Source organism: Pararhizobium sp. PWRC1-1, from assembly GCF_049897905.1.
Taxonomy (GTDB): domain Bacteria; phylum Pseudomonadota; class Alphaproteobacteria; order Rhizobiales; family Rhizobiaceae; genus Pararhizobium.
The window spans coordinates 632747-655572 of the sequence record NZ_JAFCXE010000001.1; the positions used below are offsets into that span (position 1 = coordinate 632747).

Consider the following 22826-nt stretch of genomic DNA (forward strand, 5'->3'; position numbering starts at 1 on the left):
CTATATGGAATACGTAATGGTCAGGTGGTTTGGCAAATCGGTTGCAGCGAATGTATTGGCGATCGTGTTGCTCTCCATGTTCAGCGTCGTCTCGACCCCCGGTGCTCAAATCGGCTCTAACATCCCCGTTGCGAAGATCATCGATCAGATCATCACAGTTCCAGTCGACGACAAAAGTGGCTTACGGTTCAGAAGGCTCTCGGTGTCGGAAGGTCTATCTCAGACCCGGGTCTCCCAAATCGTTCAGGACGACGAGGGTTACATCTGGTTCGGATCGCAGTACGGCATCAGTCAGTTTGATGGGTACGAATTTCGAAACTTCTCACACAGCAGTACCGACCAAGGCAGCCTCAGCGGTGTCTTTGTCTACGCCCTGTTTAAAGACCGGGCGGGAACCGTATGGGTCGGAAGCGACCAATATCTTGATGCCTATGACCGTGACACAGAGACGTTTCGTCACTACCCGATCGCTGCGAATAACCCTACCGTAATCCATATAAGCCAGGATAGTGATGGATTGCTATGGCTTTCGACTGCTCAGGGCCTTTTCACCCTTGATCCCAGTACCAAGAAGATTTCCCGCTATGGACACGATCGAGCGAACCCCAATTCTCTGATGAGCGACGACATCAAATCAACGGGCGAAGACAGGGCCGGGCAATTCTGGGTGGCCAGCAGCTTTGGCCTCGAAAGGTTCGATCGATCCACTGGGCAAGTGACATATCGAATTCCTCTTCCTCAGAAGGTGAGAGAATTGGGCTTTCACGAAGATTCACGAGGCACCTTCTGGATCTTTTATGGGGCAGGCAACGGTCTGGCCATTTTTGACAAGGCTACAAACTCTGTAAGACGTCTTTCGTTTGACTCAAGCGCCGACGAAGCAAATCTGCGGGGTGTCTACTCGCTCATAGAAACGTCTGAGGGTGACATTTGGCTCGCCACAATGGGATTCGGCTTGCTGAAATTCAATCGAGAAAAGTTTGCTTTCGAGCGGTACATTAACGACCCCCACGATGATCAAAGCATAGCTGAAAATCGAGCAATCGCGCTGTTTCAAGACAGAGAAACCAACATCTGGGTCGGCTTACACGCGATGCCGCCTAATGTCTTTTCGACCGCAGGTACAGCTTTCCGAAAAGTGTGGCCTCCGCCAAAAATGTCAAATGAGACAGGTGAGGCATTGGTCAACGCTGTCTTCGAGGACCGTGACGGGAACGCTTGGCTTGGGGCAGGCGGGATGCTCAACCGCGTTGATCGCTTGGGCGCTGTCGAGAATTTCACACCAGGCGGGCCAAATGAGAGACTTGAAGTTCTGTCGATCAATCAGGATAGCTTCGGGACGGTATGGGTCGGTACACTTGGGGCCGGACTATTTTCGATCGATCCAATATCGCGAGCAATACGCAACTATCGACATGAGATTGCATCGGATCGGGGACCAAGTAGCGATGTAATCACAAGAATCTTCTTCACGAGCGACGGGACAATGTGGCTCACAACCTGGAATGGTCTCAACAGATACGATCGTCAAAACGCTCGTTTCGTGAAATTCACGCGCCCGCAGCCTGCCAGCAACGCATTTTTCTCGCTGGTTCCAACACCAGAAGGCGATGGTTTCTGGATCGGCTCGACGAGTGGCCTGCTAAGATTTCGATCTCAAGAGAGCACATTCGAGACGTTTGCGCACGATCCAAATGATGGAACGACTATTAGTAATAACACGATCAATAGCGTGCTGGTCGATAGCGATGGCGTGCTCTGGGTTGGCACGCAGAACGGCCTGAACAAACTCCGATCCACTGGAAAAGGCTTCGATACCTTCTTCACTAAGGATGGACTTCCTGGAAACGTGGTCAGTTGCATTCTCACCAGGTCTACGGGCGATCTGTGGTTGAGCACAAACCATGGTGTAGCAAGGGTGGACCGTAAAACCATGAATGTCGAAGCTTTTTCGACCCAGGACGGGATCCCAGGCGACGATCTAACTGGATGGAATGCCTGTGCCCAAGGAGTGGGAGATACTTTATACTTTGGGGGTTTTTCTGGGGCTACAATAACAACTGGAAAAGGGGCCCAGCCGCCACACGATGCACCGCCGGTCATTTTCACCAGCATCCGTGCTGGCGGACGGCAGGTGGTGATGGCTCGGGATCGGCCTCGACTTTCCCTGGCGCACGATGAGAATCTGGAAGTTTCATTCGCAGCCATAAACTTTCGCGATCCAAGGCGAACACGTTATCGCTATAGGCTTGATGGCCTCGATGAGGATTGGCATTCCGTGCCGAACGCGGCACGTACTTTGAACTTCCCTTATCTGCCGAGTGGAAGTTATGAACTTATCGTCCAAGCGGCGCTGCAGCGCGGAAATTGGCCATCAGAAAGTACCAAGCTGTCTCTCATCGTTGTTCCTGCCTGGTGGCAAACCTGGTGGAGCTACGGGCTCGCTGCGGCTTCGTTGATCGGCCTTGCCTCACTTTATATGCGCTATCGAACCGAGCAGGTTCGGGCAGTTTTTCGAATGAGATTGGAAGAGCGCTTGTCGGAACGCACGCGACTTGCTCGGGAGTTGCACGACACGCTCCTGCAAAGCTTTCAGGGATTGAATTTCAGGCTCCAGGCTGTTCGTAATATTTTATTTTCCGAGCCCGAAAAGGCGGCCGCGATTTTGGAGGACGTACTTGAAAAGGGCGATGATGCTCTCGTTGAGGGTCGTGGTGCGATCCACGCCCTTCGTGATCCTGGCGCTCTCAGACAAAATCTCGGTCACGCACTTGGCATCAAGGGGCGGGAACTCGCTGCATCCTTCAATGGTTCCAAAAGGCCACACTTCGAAATGATGGTGACGGGAGATCCGCTCGAAATTGACCCGGATACTCGCGACGACCTTTATCGTATAGCTTCCGAGGCTTTGCAGAATGCGTTCAGTCATTCAGGAGCATCAGAGATCGATTGCCGTCTCGACTCCTCGTTGGACGGCATCGAAATCTCTATAAAAGACAACGGCGCCGGGCACTTGGCGATCGGTGCAGACAATAGTGGTCGGCGAGGTTGGGGTGTCACTGGCATGCGGGAGCGAGCCGAACACATTGGAGCCATACTCAGTGTGGACAGCCTCAAGGGCCTCGGTACTCGGGTGAGTGTTAAACTGCCTGCCAAGGGTCGTAGATCGACAATCGTTGGCTGGATGTTTAGGCGATGACCGGCCCAATACGCGTTTTGACGGCGGATGATCATCCGTTAATTCGAGAGGGATTATCTGCCCTTTTTGTTGGTAACGACGACATCGTGATCGTTGGCGAGGCTGCCGACGGGGTCGAAGCAGTCGAACTTTTCGGAACCTTGAGACCGGACATTCTGCTTTTGGACCTGCAGATGCCTCGAATGAACGGCATCGAAGCCTTGATCGAAATCAGGAGCAGGGACCCTCACGCTCGGATCGTGGTTTTGACGACCTACGACACCGAGCATCTAGCTTCACAGGCGCTGGCGGCCGGAGCCAAGGGATATTTGCTCAAGAGTTCGGTTCGGCGGGAACTCATCAACACAATCCGCGCGGTTCATTCCGGTCGCAACCATGTTGACCCAACCGTTGCGGCAACGCTTGATATACACGCGATCGACGACACACTCACAAAGCGAGAAGTTGCGGTGCTCGCCCTGATCGCCGAAGGGCTCTCAAATCGGTCGATAGGCGATCGGCTTTCGATCACTGAGGAGACGGTTAAAGGCCATGTGAAGAACATCCTGTTGAAACTGAGAGCCAACGGTCGCGCACACGCGCTAGCAATAGGTATAAAGCGCGGGATTATCGAGCTTTAGTCGGGTTACTGTTGGGTCCCAACTCTATCTGTCAGCGATTGATTAGGGATTGCTGTATCTCGCTGTAACGACCCCCGCTTGTCCCTCCTGGTGGAAGTGCCTTGTCGAGGGCTTCCATTTCGTCCGCATCGAGATGCACGTAAATTGCCCCAAGATTCTCTTCGAGGTATTTCGTTCGCTTGGTACCCGGGATCGGGACGATGTCGGCTCCCTTGTGTAGCAGCCAAGCTAACGCTACCTGAGCCGCCGTCACGCCCTTCCTTTGAGCAAGCTCACGGAAGAATGTGGTGGCTTTCAAATTTGAATCGAAATGCTCGCTTTGAAGACGAGGATCGGCAGATCGACGGTAGTCGCCTTCAGCAAAATCGGCAGCTGGTTTTGCATTTCCCGTCAGGAAGCCGCGCCCGAGCGGACTGAACGGAACCAAACCGATGCCAAGTTCGCGGAGGGTTGGGATAATATCGGTTTCAAGATTCCGCTCCCATAGAGAGTATTCGCTTTGCAACGCACTGACGGGGTGGACTTTGTGAGCTCGCCGGATCACTTCGGTTCCGGCCTCTGAGAGGCCAAAGAACTTGACTTTGCCTAAACGTACCAAGTCTCCGACGGTCCCAGCAACATCTTCGATTGGCACCTCTGGATCTACCCGGTGCTGGTAGAGCAAATCTATATGGTCCGTTCTCAAGCGCTTGAGTGAAGCGTCAACGACCTCGCGAATGTGCTCTGGACGGCTGTCCGCAGTTGGCTTGTCCTCACCAATTTTAAAGCCAAACTTGGTTGCGATGGTCACACGGTCCCGCATGCCCACCAGAGCTTTGCCCCAAGAGCTGCTCGTTCGAGTAGGGTCCGTAAACTGTGTCTAGGAACGTGCAGTCCATATCTATGGCTCGGTGAATAGTGGCGATCGCGTCGCCTTCATCAGATGGCCCGTACGCGAATGTCATCCCCATGCAACCAAGGCCGATAGATGAAACTTCCAGTCCTTGCGATCCCAGCGTCCGTTTTTCCAGCATAGCAATTCTCCTAGAGGAGGACGTCGTTCTTGTTTTTCAGGCGGCGAAGCGCCTCGACAGTTTACCGCTGCCCATCTCGAAATGCGATCCGCAGGTAAGTGCTGCGACTTCTGCTGCAAAAGGCCATTGTTAGTGCCCTACTTTAACCAATGCTACGTCACGTCGGCGGTCATTGCCGTCACTTTGCTGGGACTGAGGAGAGACTTTGGCGTGCCCTTCGTGGCCGATACCATATTCCTGTAACCAATATCCACAAGCTACGAATATTGCACCCCCCGCGAGGTTTCCGAGCGTTACCCACAATAGGTTTCGTCCGACTTCCAAAACATTGATTGCCGTATCGGCGCCTGCCATCAGCGCAATGCTGAAGGTGAACATGTTGGCCACTGAGTGTTCGAACCCGGCCGATACAAAGATAGTTATGGGCCAAAATATCAACATGAGCTTGGCGCTTGCGTCGCTCGTCCGATTACACATCCAGATCGCCAGACAAACGAGCCAGTTGCAAAGGATCCCCCGGAAGAACAACTGAGAGCTGGGCGCTGATTGTTTTGCATCCACGGCGGCGAGGAAGTGCTCCCGACCGTCACCAAGGATTACCCCGCCACCGGAAGCTTTATAGAGTGCCGCCAGCAAGACCGCGCCAGCGAGGTTTCCGATCCATGTGACCGCCCAGACAGCAATCATCTGGGAAACGGTAGCTCTTCGCGACATGACTGCCATCGGCATATACATTGCCGTCCCGGTAAATAGCTCCGACCCGGCGAAAATGACGATGGTCAGGGCAGCAGAGAACACTGCACCCGATACTAGCCGCACCCAGGCAGGGTCGACGTGCGCGTTTACAGAGTACATGACGATATTGCCGAAGCCGATGTAGGCCCCAGCCATCATCGCTCCAATAAAGAAGCCAAGCAAATTTTTCTGAATTGCAGAAACCTTGTGCTCTCCCGCTTCGACGAGGGTTGCGATCGTATCACTGTACATAGAAGCCTCCGATTTGTAGGTCGAAGAACTAAGCAGCTGTCAACCACCGATCAATTATACTGACGTATGGTTCGAAAGAGCCGGTGCGGTGACGGAAACGCAATTCCTGCGTGAGGAACCGGTCGGCAGACTGTTCACTGGTGACCTCTGGCACATGATACATCACGTGTCCGGCCGCGACCTGCGAAAGCCAGTGGCTGATCGCCTTCCGCGATAGAACGTTAGAACTACAAAATTTACATCCTCCACTTCGTCAAATTGAGGCCACCTCCCAGTGACCTTCCATGCAATAAGCTACATTACGCTGCCTGCATAATCGTCCGGATGCGCTGGGCTGCATTCAAGAGGTAATCCCCCCGCTAATTAACGGGCTTCAAAAGTAGAATTTTTCTCGGGCTTAATGATCGAGGAGATTTTTGATGAAGGCGAGCAGATTTAGCGAACCACAAATCCTTGCCATCCTGCGCCAAGCAGAAGGCGGCGTTCCTGTGCCGGAGCTGTGCCGGGAACACGGTTGAGCGCCGCCTCCTTTTACAAGTGGCGTTCGAAGTATGGCGGCATGGACGCCTCGATGATTAGCCCGATGAAGGGCCTGGAGTACGAGAACCGTCGGCTGAAGAAGATGTATGCCGAGATGAGCATGCAGGCAGAACTGCCGAAGGAGGCTTTGGGAAAAAAATAACACGGCCGTCTCAACGCCGAGAGATGGCCGGAAAAGCAGTGGCGTTACACGGCGTCAGCATTGCACTTGCCTGCCGCACCTTCGATGTCAGCGAGACCTGCTATCGTTACAGCGCCAAGCTGAACGACGAGAACGAGCAGATCGCCGATCTTCTCATAGGCTTAACGCGGGCAAAGAAGACCTGGGGCTTCGGCTTGTGTTTTCTTTATCTGCGGAATGTCCGGGGACATCGCTGGAACCACAAGCGCGTGTACCGCATCTACCGCGAGCTGGAGTTGAGCCTTAGGATCAAGCCTCGCAAGCGTTTGAAGCGGGACAAACCCTGCCTTGACTGCTCCGAGATGCGCCGAACCTGGTGGTCTGGTCAATGGATTTCATAACGGATCATTTGGAAGACGGTAGGCAATTCCGGCTGTTGAACGTCCTGGACGACTTCAACCGCGAGGGGTTGGGCATCGAGGTGGATTTTTCGCTGCCTGCTGAACGCGTCATCCGCATACTGAACCAGATCATCAAGTGGCGCGGTAAACCGTTCGACAATCGTGTGGATAATGGACCTGAATATGTCAGTGGCAAATTGATGGGATGGGCCGAAACGCAAGGAATTGCCTTGAGCCATATCCAGCCCGGAAAGCCGCAACAGAATGCCTATGTCGAGCGCTACAACCGCACCGTCCGACATGAATGGCTCGACCAATACATCATCGAAAGCGAGTAGGCGCAGGAATTCGCCACGCAGTGGCTATGGACGTACAACAACGAACGGCCCAATATGGGCATCGGCTGTATAACGCCCGCACAGAAACTGAAAAGGGCGGCGTGAATTATACTGACGAGCCCCGTTAAAAACGGGGGAATTACCATTTCAAGGTACCGGAATGTTAGAGCGATCCAATATCAAGAGTTAGAATCTTTGTATGGCCATGCAGCACGCAGCCAGAACTACTCGTGGCTTAACAATGGGCCTAAACTCCGCAATCGGAGAAGGTCAAAAGCCAGGGGAGCGGGCGCCGGACGGTTTTGACTTCAGCATGTAGGAGTAGGCCCGAGGCGCTCACTAACCGATTGCTGCCTCGTTACCGGTCCACTCGCAATCAATCGCTTCCGCGTATTCTCCAGATGTGGAGGTCGTACCAAGCGATCAAGAGCAAGCCACCGGCTACGCCCAGATGGAGCATGAAGGCGTCAGTTGCCATAATCCGGTCCACGCCGGGTTTGATCGCCCAAACGGGCTGGGTGAGTACCGTGGTGATCACCATGAAGCCGCCCAGCGTCAATGCTCCAATCCATCGCAAAAATCCCGATACAATCAAAAGTGAGCAAATGACCTCGACTGCGATCGCGGCTGCGGCAATTGGCGATGCGGGTAGTAAACCGAGCCGCTCTATTTCGGCAATGGCGAGGTCAAAGTTGAGAAATCGCACTACCGCATGACTCAGAAAGGTCGAGCAGATCGCAATCTGCGCAAGCCAGCGAACTGGGTGCCGGATGTTGAACGGAATACGCTCAGTAGTCTGACTTACGTCCACTGACCCCGACATTGTGAAGTTCTTTCTGTGTTGCGCCGCAGTCTATCGATAAGCGATTTTTCAACCATCTAGAGAGATCTGGGCCACGACAGCTCGTTAACGCCGTAGGCAGACGGCAAATACACCTGTGCACCTCGGGGTTTGGATGAAAGCGCCTCGGCCGCCACAAAATACAAAAGTATCCCGAGCATAGTCGTGCCGATGACGAAGAGCGGAAACATAGACATTTCGGCGGTTTTTGTCGTTTGGCGCATTGTAACCTCCATATGTTGACTGGAGGAAGGGTACCTAAATACTGATGGATCGGAAATTATACGCAGGTATGGGAGCCCTTATTTCACTCGTTAGGTCGCAGGAAACTGAAACGAGTATCAAATCTGTTTTTCCCTGATCCGCGATTTCCTTGACGTCTCAATCGGAGGCGGCCTTTGGTGCGGCATTCAAGAGAATATATGGAATATCTCCGGGGAAATATCGCGATGACCGTTTTGAAGGCGATGGCTGAAACAGGCCGGGCTATGCTTGCCTAAACGAACTTGCTTTTACAGGTGGCCCTTACCGCTGCTGTTCCAGTGAAGAAAAGATGAGGTGGGAAATCCTCACTCGCTCTAAAGCCAGCCCCAATTGCTCTCGTACAAAAGACAGGTCCTTGTTCTCACGGTCCAGAAACCTTAATGCGGCTTCAACGTGCAATGCGACTGCTGTCAATGGGTCAGCGAGGTCAGTCAGTTTCTCGCCATCCGCCTTCATTCTGTCGAGGCCGATCAAAGCCGAAATTGTCAGTTTACAATTGCGCATTCTGGGTACCTCCGATGCTTCGAAGATGCCGCAACAAAAGTCGACGGTCCATTGCCACCTGTGAATGCTCGCTATTCAACGGTGAATGCGCGGGGTCAAAACTCCCTTGGGACGCTTTCAATAAGGTGGTCGATAACGGCGCGAAGACGAGCGACCCGCCGAAGATCACTGTGATAGCCTAACCAGACGTCTCGGCCGGGGGCCGCCTCGTCGAGGTGGAGCTCAATTAGGTCGAAATCCTTAGCGATGATTTTTGGCAAGACAGCAACGCCTCCACCATGAGCACAGCACAACGCTTGCATGTCGCGGCTATTGCTCCGGAAACCGTATTTTGCAAGAGGGAAGCGCTGCAACAACCACGCCACGTCCGCAAGACGCTCATGGCCACGGTCCATTGCGATGATCTGATGCCCTTCGCCACGATCACGCAGGACCGGTGTTCCAAGCCGTTGCACGTACGCCGGTGAGGCGTATACGCCGTAGCTCACCTTGGCGAACTGCCGCTGCACAACGTCGGGTCCGTCGAACTTTTGGAAACGGAAGACCATGTCAGCTTCACGGCGTCCAAGATCGAAAAGGCGCGTTTCACCCAACAGCTCAATTGTCACCGACGGGTTATTGGTCGTGAATGCGGTCAAGGGGCGAACCAGGACCGCGCTCGCAAACCACTCCGACGTAGACAGCCGCAGCTCCCCCTCCAGTTCCTTACTGTCAGAAGAGGCGCTTCTCATCAGTCCGAGCATCTCGGACTCCACGCGTTCGGCCTGCTTCAAAATTACTTCACCGTCTCCGGTTAGTTGCAGTCCGATGGGCGTCCTCTGAAACAAGGTTGTGCCCATCGCTTCTTCGAACGCTCTTAGTCGCCTTCCTGCGGTGGGCTGGCTGATCCCGAGTTCCGGTGCGGCCGCACTCAGCGTTTTCGTGCGAGCGATGGAGAGAAAAAGCCTGACATCGTTCCAGTCCATCTAGGCAACACCCTCCATCCAATACTTGCTTTCACGTACGCCGAAACTCCATTTTTGCCAAATGAGCGCGTCAACCGTGACTGCAGTCAAATTTGAATAGGCGCCATTCACTAGCGCGTATCGCTTGGTTTGTGACAACGACGTATATTGGGAGGCCGTGCCAGGAGTGATGCCATGTCGACCATTGATCGACCCCCTCATAATATCTCGCCGAGCGGTCAAGAACCGATCGCGGCGAAGATTTCCGCCATTTCTCAAGGGAAGGGGAACTCTGCCGGGGTAGTTGGACTCAGTGCGATTATCCAACACGCTGACCCTGCTTCCGTTCCGTTTTGTGTAGGCGATGAAGTCTATGGCGTTGCAAGCGGATCTGATCCTTTCCTTGAAGGCGCAGTTTATGACCTCGATTCCAACAGACTGGCCCGGAAGCCCCATGGCTTGAACCCGATTCAATCAGCAGACCTTGCAGCATCGGCCGTAGTGGCTTGGCTGGTCCTTTTCGAGTGTCTAGAGCTTCCAATTGACATCGACGATCAGCCAATCCTCATTGATGTGTCTGATACCCCGACCGGAACAATGGTCGCGAAACTCCTTCAGGCCGTGACCAAGGCGAGGCTGATCTTGTTTCAACGGAGTACACCCCGCTCCAATTCCCTTGTCAGACCCGGGATGGATTCGGTCTTATGCTCGGTCAATGACCTGTATGAGGGCGTCAAGACGGGGCGAACTAAACTGCCACGGTTCGTGGTACTGGCTTCCCGGGATGCCTCGGATTTGGGCGCACTAAAAGCTTCTGACATCGCAACATTCTACCAGTCGCAAGAGGGGCTTGGCGCACTGCGGCTTGTAAACATCGTGTGGGCCGAGTTTCAACATTGGAAGCTTATAACCGACTCTCGATATTCGATTGCAGATGTTTTGACGGAAATTGCTCTCCTGGTCGACGTAGGGCGTTTGGATTTATCCAATCAATCGACCTAGCCCTTCCGGAACTTCAGGCAGGGTAAATGTGAATCTCGCGCCTCCTCCGTCGCGAGAACTGGCGCTTATTTTGCCGCCGTGCGCTTCCACGATGGTCTTCGATATGGACAACCCCATCCCCATGCCGGTCAACTTGGTTGTATAGAAGGCATTGAACAGTTGTTCCGCCTTACTGGATTCGATGCCAGGGCCTGTGTCAGCGATTTCTATTTCAACAAAGCCATTTTGATGGCTCGATTTGATGAAGATCGTTCTTTCCTTGGCGCGAACCTCGGACATCGCTTGAGCGGCGTTTACAAGCAGATTGATGATAACCTGCTGGATCTGGATGCGATCTGCCGAAACGTGTGCTGGATTGGACTCCAAGGACACCACAAGGCTTGCGCCTTGTGATCTCAGCTGGCGACCAGTGATTTCCAGAGCTTCCTCGATCACCGTGGAGATTTCAAACGCGGTGTGTTCGCTGGCGCTGTTCTTAGCCATCTTTCGAATGCGAGCGATGATATCAGACGCCCGTGTGGCTTCATCAATGATACGTCGGATTGCAAGCTTGGCTTCGTCCGCATTGGGGACCGGCCTATTCAGCCAGCGAAGCGCCGCATGACCGTTCGCAACGATGGCTCCTAAAGGTTGGTTGACTTCGTGTGCGATAGACGCGGTCATTTCACCTAGCGTCGCGACACGCGCGGCATGAGCCAGCTCCTGCTGAGCCTTGGTCAAGGCCCGTTCGCTCTCAAGTCTGTGGGTGATGTCAACGACACCCACGACGACGATAACCTGACCTTCCATTCGCTTAGGGAATGCGCAATTCACGAGAACGTCGACATGCTCGCCATCTTCGCGTTTCATAACCGTTTCGCCCTCATAACTGGCATCTCCGGAGAGGTAGCCCAAGAGCGCTTTATTCCATGTTCCCAGCCCGTCATTCGCGCACCAGTCACCGAGTGGTCTGCCAGTCGCCGCCTGCCGCTCCACGCGAAACATCTCGATCGCCTTCTTGTTGAGATCGACGACTCTGGTCGCATCAAGAACCTGTCGGATGAACTGCTGATTTCCGGCCACATGGCCAATCAAATCGTCGACACCCGCTTTGGATAAATCCGAAAGCATGGAATGCAAATTTAAGAGATCAATCTCAAAGAACCCGACCGCTGTGCCGTCAAATACACTCCGGAACCTGTGTTTCTGCCGCTCGATATCAACAACGAGAATATGGAAACCCTCAAAGCCGCTTCTTCCCATCTGAGGAATGTATCGAATCTCAGCGTCATGCCAGGTACCGTCGAGATACGGAACCGGAGCTTCGAAAAACACCTCATGTCCCGAGGCAACACGCTCCAGATGATGAAGCCTTTCGCTGTAGGCGTCTGGTCCCAAGAAATCGCGCATATGTAGACCCACAAGATCAACCGGCGTCCGCCCATACCAGTTGCAATGATGCTCGTTTGCGAAGCGGCATATGTGGTCGGCGTCAAAAAACGAAATAAGAACCGGAACAGTATCAGCGGTCAACGATGTGAAATTCTGCTTCGGTAAAACCGTCTTTATGCTATCAGCGGCCATTGATTATCCTGCCGTACACCGTTGTTGGTTTATACCGTGCGCCTATATGAGGGTAGGTGGCCTGAGTTGGGGTCGAAGAGAAGGACGTTTTCATTTGATTTCCGAGCCCCTTATCGCCGTGGTTGACGATGATTTTGGAATGCGCATGTCGCTTGATGGCCTCGTGAGGAGCTTAGGTTATCGAACAGCGATCTTCAGCGCCGCCGAAGGACTTTTGGCATCGGATCACGCGGCCACTGCCGCCTGCATCATTAGCGACATTGAAATGCCGGGCGGGATTGACGGCATCGAGCTCGCTTCGAAGCTTTTAGAATTGTGGCCAAATCGGCCAGTCATCCTCATATCCGCGTTTGTTAACGATAAGGTTCGTGCTGCCGCAGAAGAGGTAGGGGCATTTATCATCTTAAAGAAACCGTTTGTAGGCGAGACCCTCATCGACGCAATAGAATGCGCGTTGTCTCGGCAGTCAGCGTAGCCATTCGAGAGATCGTCTGTCATGCGTACAACCCAAGTTTCGGTCTGATAAGGGGTAGCCCGCTTTCACCGACCTCGACTATTTCAACGCAGCCGTGTTCCACTTCCGTCACCAGCAGCTCCCCCGGGTTGTTTCCGAACACGACGTTTGTCGGGCGATTGCCATTTGTTGGCAGTGGCTCAAGTGGCTCCCCATCGGGCGCGAAAACAGAGACATGCGCAGCTCCATAGTTCGCGCAGTACAGTCTCCCTGAAGCACCAAATGCCATTCCATCTGGCCCCCAAAACGTGTTTATCGCCATAGCGGGGGTTTGCGAGAACAATTCTGGGGAGCGCCCGTCCTCGTGCCGGAAAATTTTACCCGTCAGTGTCTCCGCGTAGTGCAGGACGCCAGCTGCATCGAACGCAATTCCGTTCGTGAACAATAACCCGCCTGCGACACGCTTGAGAACTTTTCCCGATTTCGGTTCGATTTGGAACACTCGGCCATCATACGAGGCGGTGGCAAAGTCCGATCTTATAACGAAGCCCTTGATGAACTCATCAGGTTTCATTCCCGAGTCTGTCATGTACAGAAGGCCATCCGGTCCGAACGCAAGATCATTTGGAAACAAGAACGGGCCTTGCTCATCACCAAAAATCGAGAGCAGGAGGTCGCCACGGGGCGATAGCTTTACCAACGAGTTTTCGGCCCCACCCGCCACCCAAAAGCAACCATCACCATCGACCGCCAGACCGGTTGGGCGCCCGCCTGGGCGAACGATCTCGACGCGATTGCCTTCCAGATCGAAGCCGGTTAGGCATGCACGCTCTTCGCTCATCTCCACGACGACCAGCGAGCCGTCCCGTTGAACGACGGGACCTTCGGGCTGGGATAGATCCCCGTGTAGGACTTGATTGAGGCTCGTTTTAAGCACGGCATTGAACCTGTTATTGCGCCAACTCCGTCGCGCCTCCCGTTCGAGAGATCTGCTCGGATTTGCGACGGGGTGGGAGAAAACCGAGTGCAAACGGCTGACTTCACAGCGCCTTCCGTTTATTCTATAGTGATCGTCAAAGAATATGTCGAGCGTCAATTCTCAAGACGGCATGCATGGGGGGCGGTCGTGGCAAGAGGGAGAGCAAGGGGCTTCGATCGCGACGAAGCTCTCGAAACTGCAATGCGATTGTTTTGGTTGAAGGGTTACACAGGAACGTCCGTCGCTGAGTTGTGCGCTGCCATGGGAATTGCATCTCCAAGCATGTATGCCGCTTTTGGAAACAAGGAAGCGCTTTACGAGGAGGCATTGGCCCACTTTTCTCGCACGCGCGGAATGCCAATATGGCTTAATGTCATGGAGGCGGCCACCGCTCGGGATATGGTCGAAGCGCTATTTCTGTGCACTATCGATGGGTACACCAAGACGAACCAACCGCAGGGCTGCATGTCGACCCTCGCGATGGTGGATCATAACGACTCGCCCAAACTTGCCGCCTTGGTAAAACAAGGTCGCGAGTCCACCTACCAAATGCTGCGAGAGAAATTCGCGAGCGCGGTCCAGTGTGGGGAACTTCCGAAACATGCAGAGGTGGATTCCCTCGCAAGAGGTTACCTCACCATCCTACAAGGGATTTCGATCCAGGCGCGAGATGGCGCCTCCCGAGCTTCCCTAATCTCCATGGTCAAAACAATGATGGTCGGATGGGATTCCATTACCCAGCAAATCGAAACAAGGGAAGAGGTCGGTGATCAGCGCTGCAACTAAGACTGGGGCGGCCACGACGGCCAGTACGCCCGCTGTACATGTAATTGATGATGACGCTGCTATGCGGGACGCCCTAGATAGCCTGTTTCGCTCAGTTGGCTATGAAGTTCACAAATATGCCAACACTCACGAGTTCTTGAATTCGGGGCGTGTAAATGCTTCGGGCTGCCTTGTCCTGGATGTCAGGCTTCCCGGAATGAACGGTTTGGATTTTCAGCAACATCTGGCGGAGTCTGAGTGGACGATGCCGATCGTTTTCATGACCGGCCATGGTGATATCCCCATGTCTGTAAGGGGGATGAAGGCTGGTGCGGTTGATTTCTTGCCAAAGCCCTTCCGAGAACAAGACATGTTAGACGCTGTAGCTTCCGCGCTGGAAAGGGATCTTCTTCAGAGGGAGAGACGACATCAGGAGCAAGAGCTCCAAGGGCGTTACGAAACCTTGTCGTCGAGAGAAAAGGAAGTGATGAGCGAAGTTGCCCGTGGTCAAATGAACAAACAGATAGCGTTTTCGCTCGGAATAAGCGAGATCACCGTGAAAATTCACCGAGGCAACGGCATGAAGAAATTGGGTGCTCGTAGCCTAACCGAGTTCATCAAGCTGGCTGAGGGTCTTAAACTTGAAAATGCGGGGTGAGGCCACCACCACCGCTTATCCGGAATATTATGATTTGCCGCCAAGTGACGACGCGGTGGCCAAACGGCCGCGTCGCTTGTAGCCGACTGCGCGACGTTGACTTTAAGTTTTGATCAGCGAAAGCGGTTTCTCGAATTCGGCTGGATCAAAATAGTTGCTCCAGACTGAGATCATTCCATTTTTTGCCGTCAAACTTCCCATGGCACGCAAGCTGATCTGTCCGCCAGCCTGGTGGATAAACACATCGATCCGCTCTTTAAGACGACGTTGCCGATGCAGCGATGTTGATCACCTGCCAGTCCACGGTGAACGCGGAGCTAATGCCGAAGTCTCCATGAAACTTCCGGCCATTCTCGCGGCCAATTACGTCGGGGAGGGGAATGTTGTCGTAGAGAACATCGGCAGTGAGCATCGCAAGCGCATCATTGATGCGATTGGCGTTCCAATGGCCGAGTAAGTATTGGCCACACCGGTTGGGTCATTCGACATTGGTTCCTTCTGGTTTCACGGGTTTGGTTTGAGGGAGCGAGTGTCCCTGTCACTTGTTTGGAAAGCATATTGAGTGGTTGAAAACGTGAAATCATACGAGGGTATGATAGCACGCAGGGTTCGGTGAGATCATCAGATGCAGGCCTCACGCCGTGTTGCCCCGGTGTCGAGACAAAGTTCGATCGAACATTCTGATGTCCAGAAGAGAAACCCAAGCAGCCAACTATATCCCTGAGAGCAGGCCAGCGTGCGTTATACCCAAGTATGAGACCGCGATCCTCGTGCACTATTTCGAACTATCTGTTCCTATGTGATGGTGGATGAACGAGAAGAAGCGGCGTATTCCTCATCGCGGTGTCGAGTTTCTTTCTGAAAATGGACAGGAACGTTGTCTCTTTTTTTAACGCCAGAGGCATGAGGACAACTCGGCTTCACCAATGCGAATATCGGTTCGGCGCGGTGGGCGGGGCACTCAGAACGTCACCACGAAACGATGTCGCTGTGCGCTACTCATCCTCAGGTATAGTTGTTAGGTTTAGGTGCAAGGCATATGGTAGTTCGAAGATTACTCCAGGAAAGGGATGCCCAATTGACTGCGTCGCCGTTAGTCGTTGTCGTCGACGATGATCCAGGTATGCGATGGGCTGTGGACGCTCTTATACGCAGCCTCGACTACCGCACGGCCCTATTTTCATCTGCCGAGGATTTTCTTTCCTCTGCGATCATGAGCGAATGCCATTGCTTGATCTCGGATGTGAATATGGGGGGCATGGATGGGTTTGAAATGGTCTCCAAGCTAACTGTAGATGCAGCTGGAGAGCGCCTGCCACCAACCATTCTGATCTCAGCGTATACCACTCCAAAAATGGCCGAGACGGCAAAATTGATGGGCGCTATGGTCCTTCTCAAGAAGCCTTTCGACGCCGAAAACCTGATATCGTATGTGGAGCGGGCAGTTTCCAAACGAGGTGGCGGCGAACTGGCATAAGAGGTTGGCGAATGCCACTCGTGCCGCGCGTCTGACACAAAAATCAATAGAATTATTGGGCGAGCGGCTTCCAGCGTTGCCCCATCGTTGTGTGGGCAACTGCTCCGCACGACGATCTACACCGAGCCGCGAGATCGGGAAAATCCGTGCCTCTGTGTTTAAAATTCCCTAGTAAATCATTCTCACGTACTGTCACCTATACTCACGTACGATATGATCGAAACGGAAAACGGCCTAAACCTTACATGTCACCATGTATCCCCTCCCAAGCGCGTGGTGATCGCCGCGATGATTTCCCCCTCCGTCGCAGGCTAGCGGATCTAATCCGCCAAGGACCGTCTCTTCCCCATGGAGACGGTCCTTATTTTTGTGACTTCTTGGCGATTGGATAGTTTTCGGTCTTGGCTATGCGCAGGCATGCGATAGCTGCCGCCAATGAATGCGAAGGAACCTGGAGAATGGAAGCCATTTGGAGGCATCGCAACGACGCAAGATCGGCAGATGAACTGCAGCGAGCTCTGATATCTGGATGTTTCGAGGAAGCTCTGTTCACCGAAAGCAGTCGATCCAGTTATTTTCAACATGGTCCGCTATCGGTAGAAATGAACTGTGCCCGGACGCTTGTAGCGCCCGGGCACATGTATTAGCTCGCGTTGGAAGCATCGGGTGTGTTCGTGCGCTCCTTGGATGCCCGCGCACCCTTCGCTAGCTCACCGAACATGTGGGGTTTCACATGCTCGCTCCAAGATGTCGCGCCAGTCTCCCGCTTCCAAAAGTTTATGGCGACCGGGACCAGCTGTTCACCGACGAGTATCCCTAGAAGACCGATCAGAGCAACGATCGGCGGAGCAGGGGACCGCACATTCAGGAGGGCGTAAATTGTCCCGACCAATATGCCGACCAAAAGAGACAGAATATATAGCTTCATATGGGTCACTTCACTTTTTCGGCTCGTCCAAAGGGTTCTCGTAGACGGTGTCTGTTGGACCAAACCCCGTGAGCAACACCACCACCGAAGTTTCAGCCGTCATAGCAAAATGGGGCGCGTTGGATGGCTCGGTGTACACAGATCCAGCTTTCAACGTGTGCAGAGCACTTTCGTTGAACTTTGATCCATAACCGAAGTGCCAGGTGCCCTTCAGGACAGTGCCAACGCGATCACCCTCGTGGTGATGCGCCGGAATCTTTGCCCCTGCTTGAACTTTGAGAAGCTGCGAGTAGGGACCGGGCTTTGACGGGTCACCCAAGATGGTAACGACCTGGACTTTCGCATTGCCAGATCCACCAACGCCACCGGTGCTGCCTAATGAATCCAACTCCTCGAAAGTCTTCGAATAATTTGGGATTGCCGGAGCGTCGGCAGCGAAAGCCGCGAATGGGATCAAAAACAGTGCAGCTGCGAGTGTCTTTTTCATAACGACAATCCTTTGTTTGATATATCGAAGTTTCAATTTTTTGCAGGTTGGAGAAACTCTAGGGTGACTCCGTCTGGGCCGCGCACGTATGTGAGTTTCAGCCCCTTACGAGCACCTTCAGTCACCGTTTGAAGACTTCCAGGTGGTGCCCAGCGGTGCTGCGCGATGAGACCAAGAACTTTCTCGATGTCATCGACCTCAAAGGCGATATGCACTGATCCAACATCACATGCTCTCGGAAGCAGGTGTTGCCGTTCAGAAGGCGCCGAGTATTCAAGCAACTCGATGTCGTGCCCTGGTCCACGGACCATTGCTAATGTCAAAGCCGCGCCCGGTACCCCAAGCAGACCCTCCACAAGCGTGCTGTTCGGGTATTCGGTCGTATAGAGATGCTCAAACCCCAGTACGCCAACCCAAAAATCGAGTGAACGCTTCAGCGATGATACGGTGATGCCCGTATGATCGACTGACCGGATCAGATGACTCAGTAACGGTTCGGCGGTATCCATTACATTTTCCTTATCGATCGATGTCCAGCTTATCGAGGAGAACGGGTCGTCTCGAACAGAAACCAGGTCCGGCGCTCGGCTTCATCGATCCAGCTTTCGATAAGGCTGGCGGTTGCGACGTCTTTGTGCTCGTCACAGAGGCTATGGGTCTCCCGTAGGAAAGCCGTGAGTTGCTTGTTGTCTTCGCGCAGCTCGGCCAGCATGTCGCTGGGCGTCACATAGTCCGCATCGTTGTCGAGCAACCGCTGCAAGCGGCCGATGTGTGCAATTGACCTGAGGGTTGTTCCGCCGATCTTGCGGACTCGCTCAGCCAGCGGGTCGACCATTGCAAACAACTGATTGGCATGATCATCCAACAGCACATGGTACTCAGGAAAATGGGGACCCGACATGTGCCAGTGAAAATTCTTGGTCTTCAGGTAGAGCGCGAAGACGTCAGCAAGAAGCGCGGTCAAGGACGGCGGCAGATCTTGCACGGCGTTGGAACCAAGGTCTGTTGGTGTGACCAAGGGTGCGGTGCGGTGCTTTTCAGCGATCGTTTTTTCCATCGGGTTTTCCTTATGTCGTGGCCATTTGGCCCAATTTCATTATTCGGAGAGGTGCGATGAGGAGTGAGCCGCTAAGCGCGGTTCTCTTCCCAAAACTTCAGCAGCTCTTCGCAGATGAAATCCGTCTTTTCCTGGAAAGCCCAATGACCGCATTCCTCGATGACACCACCCTTTGCGGACACGGCAATGGCCTTTGCGCTCTCGAAGCAATGTTCAGCGAAGGATACTCGGCCGCCGTAGGCCAGCATCGGGACGGCGAGCTTCTTCTTCGTAAGCTCAGCGGTATCTTTGGCCATCTGGGGAATGTAGCCGTACAAATTCAGGCTGGAGCGCAGATTTCCCGGCTGCATCATCTGTGCCGCATACGCCTTGACCTCTTCTTCAGGCATGGCTGTCGGGTTGTACGCAAAGTCGCGGAAGAAATGCTTGAGGTAACGCTCCTCACGGCCTTCGATCAGGAACCGAGCGATATCCATGTTCATATGGAAATTGAGGTGCCAATAGGTGAGGCGGGGATCTACGTAACCGGGGTAATCGAGCCCGAAGAACGGAGTCTCAATCGTGGACAGCGACAATGCACGGTTTTCCGCCAGATAGGCTGTCGCAACGGATGCAGGGCCACCCAGGTCATGGCTCAAGATATGGAACCGGTCGACTTTTTCCGCGTCCATGAGGTCGATCATGTCTTGCGCCATCGTCTTTGGCTCGTAACCACCGTATGGCTTGTCGCTATCGCCAAAGCCCCGCAGGTCGGGCGAGATGAAGGTGTATCGATCCCCTAGCCGTTCAATGATCGGGAGATATTCGCGGCTATTCTCCGGCCAACCGTGCATGCTCAGGACAACAGGCCCTGATCCCGCTTTGATGTAGTGGAGGTTCACCCCATTGCAGAGCGCACGCTTATGTTCGATTGAATAGGCGGTCATGGTCATACTCCGTCTTTCCGAGTTGAAGGTTGCAATCAGCGTCGGTGACGCGAGCGTGCCACTAGTCATTGTCACGTATGGAACGGAGCGCATTGAGCGATCCAATTCCTCAACTTCGAATGGCTGGGTGACTTGGCTCGAAGCCGGTTCAGCTACAAGTGTGGTAGCTTTTCTTGCATTTTTGCGGAATTGAACGCGGGTCTTAGCGGATCATACGGCGGTATGAGAGCCGCTCACTATTGCCGGTCAACGGCGGTACCGATGCAAGATTTCAAACATGCGCTACGTTTGGATTTCAGTAATTGATCAGTCGACAACGAGCTAACAATTGAGACCGCAAGCGGACGGAGACTGCGACACGGGGAGCGTTATGGCTCCGACGAGCCAAGGTTGCCCTTGACGCCGATTAACATCGACAGCAGCCTTGTGGAAGTTAGTTGGAAATTCCAGTGCATGCGTGACATCAAACTACTGTCCTTGAGTACCGCCCACCTATCAGAAGCCACCGCATCTTTCCTGGCTGTTACAGATTGCATGGACTGGCCTGCGTTAGGCGGCCCGTACCGCGATGTTGGCTGGGTTTTTCACGTCGACACCGGTGTAGCCGGTTTGACCGATCAACCAGCCTTTCAAGATCTTTACGACGCATTCCGTTTTGCCGCCGAGCGTGGCTACAGCGTCATTCTGTTCTATGACATTGAGGACGCGATAGATGGTTTGCCTGTCTATCGAGATTTGGACACAGAATACGACGTGCTCTACGAGGGCAGCCTCGAATGGCAGGCGGCGAGACAACGGTCACTCGGTTGCCGCTCGCCTCCCAAAGCCGTCGCCGATGCGGAGGATGCCTTCGCCAGCATCACGAAACTTCTCGCAACAGTGCACAACAACCTTTTCGCGAATTTGATCAAGGCAGACGAAGGTGAGCCCAAACTGGACCTTCAACACCTGGAGGAGCGGATTGAGACGTTTCGAGCCCAATTGAACGGATTTCAAACTGTGCTGGCCTACCTTGGACAGCACGACACGAAGGATTAAACTTCAAAGGCGGAGGCGAGGGGCATTGACCGCTATATCTCGTCGTCTTCGACCCGCGCTCAGACTTACTCGACGCCTACGCAGGCTATCGTTCGAACTTGCGGGTATATCCGTATGCGGCCGCAGGATTTTTGCCGCAGAGTCTGTTGGATCGCGTTATGGCTACAGATATCCGTCAGCTATTGTGATGATTTCTGGGCCTTGATATGGGTGATCTGGCCACACCTGGGTCAGCTCGCACCCCATGGACTTACCCAGAATGTAAAGGGCAGAGGACAACGCCACGGGAGAGCGTGCCTCATTATCGAAGTTCACGGCCTGCTTGGAAAACCATCTCGAATTGCCCGAAAGCAGATCCAATTTTGCCTCATAGAACCTATCAACGACCTGCTTTGCCAACGTGCTTGTCTCGGCCTGGATAAAGACGGTCGCCGTCAAATCCACACTGCTACTAAAGACGGGGACTTGTTCATGTCCTTTTGAAAGCGCGGCATAGGGCTCCCGCAACCCCTTCCAGCGGTAAGCCCAGTGTTGATGAGCCGCAATCACTGAGTGGCTAGGAACCTCGATTAATTTCGAGCCTTCGATTGGACCCCGAACCGCAAACTCTGTCGAAAAACTAGCCCTGGAACGGTAAGGCGAAGGCACGTCGGAGTACCAGTCTTCATCCTCTCCGTCGATTGTATTCGAGCGCACCTTTTCCAGGACTCGATCTGCTTGCGCTTGGCTAGTAGCTTTGATGTGTAGCGTTCCTTGAAGAAGCACTTCGATGGCGTAGATGTTCATTCGCGGTATTCCGAATTCGATGAACAATAGAGTTGAGCACAAAATCCTGGGCGTCAATCCCTGACACGAACTGATATGAAGATCGTCTTCGGAGCCCAGGTTGGTTCCAATAAAGGTGGTTGACACCGTCTCAAACTCGACTGACCATTTTGGTTATCGAGTTTGGAAATTGTAAAATGAGCTTTTACGCTATCGAAGTACGGATTTTTGGAACGGTTTATATAAAGGCACCAGATCAGCAGACGGCGGACCGCATACTGGACCGACTTTGCACCAAGACGATTGATGCGCGGGACCGGGTTTGGTTTTCGGAGATTGAACCTCAATATCTTCCGATGGTCAGTTTCGGCACTTCTTTTACGCCAGACGAACCTGTTGCCGGGGCGCAACTTGTCGCGGTGTCGGAAAGAGCGGTTGAGCTCGCCCAGCGCAGCTTCGTACTCGGATGGCGAGACACCCTCGTCCCCAGTGCCGAGGTTATAGCCGAATTTGAAGACATGCCAGTCTACTCAACCGATCTCGATCTAACCACCAAAGCCTTCATTCGTGCGGAAAACCTTCAGCAGGCAGAAAGGATATTGAAGACTTTCAAGGGCACCCATATCGATCTTGAGATGCAATACTGGCGTTGGTTCGCGAAGCCAGGCGAACACTTCGTTGGCGACCCGGAAACCGCTCCACCTCTAGCTCTGTCGTCTGCGTTGCACGTAAGCGGGCGCTCAACAGAATGTGCGCTATACCGTGCTTGGCCTGAAACGCTCTATAGGCGGGGTGCCGATGGAAAGCGCGTGCCCATAGAGGTGAACATTATACGGAACCCTGCGTGGCCCGATGCCTTCGAAGTATTTCAGTAGGCGTCCGTGACGCCCTTTAAGGTGGCACCACACTCGACCGCGCCGCGAACGGTAAACGGAATTTCTCAATGACATGCTTC

At 53.6% G+C, this 22826-nt stretch carries 22 protein-coding genes and 2 pseudogenes; 11 read left to right on the forward strand and 13 right to left on the reverse strand.

The window, feature by feature from the left end; all coding sequences use genetic code 11:
- Window positions 1–4: 4 nt before the first annotated feature.
- Entirely contained in the window at window positions 5–3199 is a 3195-nt protein-coding gene (locus ACP7E0_RS03000; RefSeq protein WP_426122860.1) for a ligand-binding sensor domain-containing protein, read from the forward strand.
- The gene (locus ACP7E0_RS03005) at window positions 3196–3819 is read left to right on the forward strand and encodes a response regulator (protein WP_426122861.1); all 624 of its coding nucleotides are present in this window, start codon (window positions 3196–3198) and stop codon (window positions 3817–3819) included. Before ACP7E0_RS03000 ends, ACP7E0_RS03005 begins: the two co-directional genes overlap by 4 nt.
- Window positions 3820–3850: 31 nt before the next feature.
- Here the strand turns inward: ACP7E0_RS03005 and ACP7E0_RS03010 are convergent.
- A pseudogene (locus ACP7E0_RS03010) lies at window positions 3851–4832 on the reverse strand (aldo/keto reductase).
- Between the two features lie 129 nt (window positions 4833–4961).
- Window positions 4962–5819 carry a formate/nitrite transporter family protein gene (locus ACP7E0_RS03015; protein WP_426122862.1) on the reverse strand — a complete coding sequence of 286 codons (858 nt, stop codon included), beginning with the start codon at window positions 5817–5819 and terminating at the stop codon, window positions 4962–4964.
- A gap of 419 nt (window positions 5820–6238) precedes the next feature.
- On the opposite strand from ACP7E0_RS03015, the pseudogene ACP7E0_RS03020 reads away from it, so the two are divergent.
- Window positions 6239–7324, forward strand: a pseudogene (locus ACP7E0_RS03020) (IS3 family transposase).
- Window positions 7325–7595: 271 nt separating this feature from the next.
- Here ACP7E0_RS03020 and ACP7E0_RS03025 read toward each other — a convergent pair.
- The 3 genes from ACP7E0_RS03025 to ACP7E0_RS03035 form a co-directional block, all read right to left on the reverse strand.
- A complete protein-coding gene (locus ACP7E0_RS03025; RefSeq protein ID WP_426122863.1) occupies window positions 7596–8042 on the reverse strand; it encodes a DoxX family protein in 447 nt (148 codons plus the stop codon).
- 543 nt (window positions 8043–8585) lie between these two features.
- Complete coding sequence (locus tag ACP7E0_RS03030; protein ID WP_426122864.1) at window positions 8586–8828, reverse strand: hypothetical protein; 243 nt, start codon at window positions 8826–8828, stop codon at window positions 8586–8588.
- Between the two features lie 95 nt (window positions 8829–8923).
- Window positions 8924–9793 (reverse strand): LysR family transcriptional regulator, encoded by an 870-nt coding sequence (locus ACP7E0_RS03035; RefSeq protein ID WP_426122865.1) that lies wholly within the window; start codon window positions 9791–9793, stop codon window positions 8924–8926.
- A gap of 174 nt (window positions 9794–9967) precedes the next feature.
- Between ACP7E0_RS03035 and ACP7E0_RS03040 the strand changes: the two genes are divergently transcribed.
- Complete coding sequence (locus ACP7E0_RS03040) at window positions 9968–10774, forward strand: hypothetical protein (RefSeq protein ID WP_426122866.1); 807 nt, start codon at window positions 9968–9970, stop codon at window positions 10772–10774.
- Here ACP7E0_RS03040 and ACP7E0_RS03045 read toward each other — a convergent pair.
- A complete protein-coding gene (locus ACP7E0_RS03045; RefSeq protein WP_426122867.1) occupies window positions 10754–12337 on the reverse strand; it encodes a PAS domain-containing sensor histidine kinase in 1584 nt (527 codons plus the stop codon). The two genes, ACP7E0_RS03040 and ACP7E0_RS03045, sit on opposite strands and share 21 nt — an antisense overlap.
- A gap of 94 nt (window positions 12338–12431) precedes the next feature.
- Between ACP7E0_RS03045 and ACP7E0_RS03050 the strand changes: the two genes are divergently transcribed.
- Window positions 12432–12812: a response regulator gene (locus ACP7E0_RS03050; protein ID WP_426122868.1), complete on the forward strand. Its 381-nt coding sequence runs from the start codon at window positions 12432–12434 to the stop codon at window positions 12810–12812.
- 19 nt (window positions 12813–12831) lie between these two features.
- Here ACP7E0_RS03050 and ACP7E0_RS03055 read toward each other — a convergent pair whose 3' ends face one another.
- Complete coding sequence (locus ACP7E0_RS03055; protein ID WP_426122869.1) at window positions 12832–13728, reverse strand: SMP-30/gluconolactonase/LRE family protein; 897 nt, start codon at window positions 13726–13728, stop codon at window positions 12832–12834.
- Between the two features lie 87 nt (window positions 13729–13815).
- Between ACP7E0_RS03055 and ACP7E0_RS03060 the strand changes: the two genes are divergently transcribed.
- The 4 genes from ACP7E0_RS03060 to ACP7E0_RS03075 all read left to right on the forward strand — a co-directional run bounded on the left by ACP7E0_RS03060 (window position 13816) and on the right by ACP7E0_RS03075 (window position 16670).
- On the forward strand, window positions 13816–14556 hold the full coding sequence (locus ACP7E0_RS03060; protein ID WP_426122871.1) for a TetR/AcrR family transcriptional regulator: 741 nt from the start codon (window positions 13816–13818) through the stop codon (window positions 14554–14556).
- Window positions 14537–15193 (forward strand): response regulator transcription factor, encoded by a 657-nt coding sequence (locus ACP7E0_RS03065; RefSeq protein ID WP_426122873.1) that lies wholly within the window; start codon window positions 14537–14539, stop codon window positions 15191–15193. Before ACP7E0_RS03060 ends, ACP7E0_RS03065 begins: the two co-directional genes overlap by 20 nt.
- A gap of 154 nt (window positions 15194–15347) precedes the next feature.
- Window positions 15348–15650, forward strand: coding sequence for a hypothetical protein (locus ACP7E0_RS03070; RefSeq protein ID WP_426122874.1), 303 nt, complete (start codon window positions 15348–15350; stop codon window positions 15648–15650).
- 621 nt (window positions 15651–16271) lie between these two features.
- Window positions 16272–16670 carry a response regulator gene (locus ACP7E0_RS03075; RefSeq protein WP_426122875.1) on the forward strand — a complete coding sequence of 133 codons (399 nt, stop codon included), beginning with the start codon at window positions 16272–16274 and terminating at the stop codon, window positions 16668–16670.
- A gap of 643 nt (window positions 16671–17313) precedes the next feature.
- Here the strand turns inward: ACP7E0_RS03075 and ACP7E0_RS03080 are convergent.
- The 5 genes from ACP7E0_RS03080 to ACP7E0_RS03100 all read right to left on the reverse strand — a co-directional run bounded on the left by ACP7E0_RS03080 (window position 17314) and on the right by ACP7E0_RS03100 (window position 20074).
- Complete coding sequence (locus tag ACP7E0_RS03080) at window positions 17314–17598, reverse strand: XapX domain-containing protein (RefSeq protein WP_426122877.1); 285 nt, start codon at window positions 17596–17598, stop codon at window positions 17314–17316.
- Window positions 17599–17608: 10 nt separating this feature from the next.
- Window positions 17609–18085, reverse strand: a complete 477-nt coding sequence (locus ACP7E0_RS03085; protein WP_426122878.1) for a cupin domain-containing protein — start codon at window positions 18083–18085, stop codon at window positions 17609–17611.
- A 32-nt stretch (window positions 18086–18117) separates the two neighbouring features.
- On the reverse strand, window positions 18118–18594 hold the full coding sequence (locus ACP7E0_RS03090; protein ID WP_426122879.1) for a VOC family protein: 477 nt from the start codon (window positions 18592–18594) through the stop codon (window positions 18118–18120).
- A gap of 29 nt (window positions 18595–18623) precedes the next feature.
- Window positions 18624–19142, reverse strand: a complete 519-nt coding sequence (locus ACP7E0_RS03095; RefSeq protein ID WP_426122880.1) for a Dps family protein — start codon at window positions 19140–19142, stop codon at window positions 18624–18626.
- 71 nt (window positions 19143–19213) lie between these two features.
- Window positions 19214–20074, reverse strand: a complete 861-nt coding sequence (locus ACP7E0_RS03100; protein WP_426122881.1) for an alpha/beta fold hydrolase — start codon at window positions 20072–20074, stop codon at window positions 19214–19216.
- A gap of 447 nt (window positions 20075–20521) precedes the next feature.
- Here ACP7E0_RS03100 and ACP7E0_RS03105 point away from each other — a divergent pair, with 447 nt between their 5' ends.
- Window positions 20522–21106 carry a hypothetical protein gene (locus ACP7E0_RS03105; RefSeq protein ID WP_426122882.1) on the forward strand — a complete coding sequence of 195 codons (585 nt, stop codon included), beginning with the start codon at window positions 20522–20524 and terminating at the stop codon, window positions 21104–21106.
- A 162-nt stretch (window positions 21107–21268) separates the two neighbouring features.
- Here the strand turns inward: ACP7E0_RS03105 and ACP7E0_RS03110 are convergent, their stop codons facing one another.
- Entirely contained in the window at window positions 21269–21892 is a 624-nt protein-coding gene (locus ACP7E0_RS03110; protein ID WP_426122883.1) for a hypothetical protein, read from the reverse strand.
- Between the two features lie 176 nt (window positions 21893–22068).
- Between ACP7E0_RS03110 and ACP7E0_RS03115 the strand changes: the two genes are divergently transcribed.
- Window positions 22069–22746: a hypothetical protein gene (locus ACP7E0_RS03115; RefSeq protein WP_426122885.1), complete on the forward strand. Its 678-nt coding sequence runs from the start codon at window positions 22069–22071 to the stop codon at window positions 22744–22746.
- The last annotated feature ends 80 nt before the right edge of the window (window positions 22747–22826 follow it).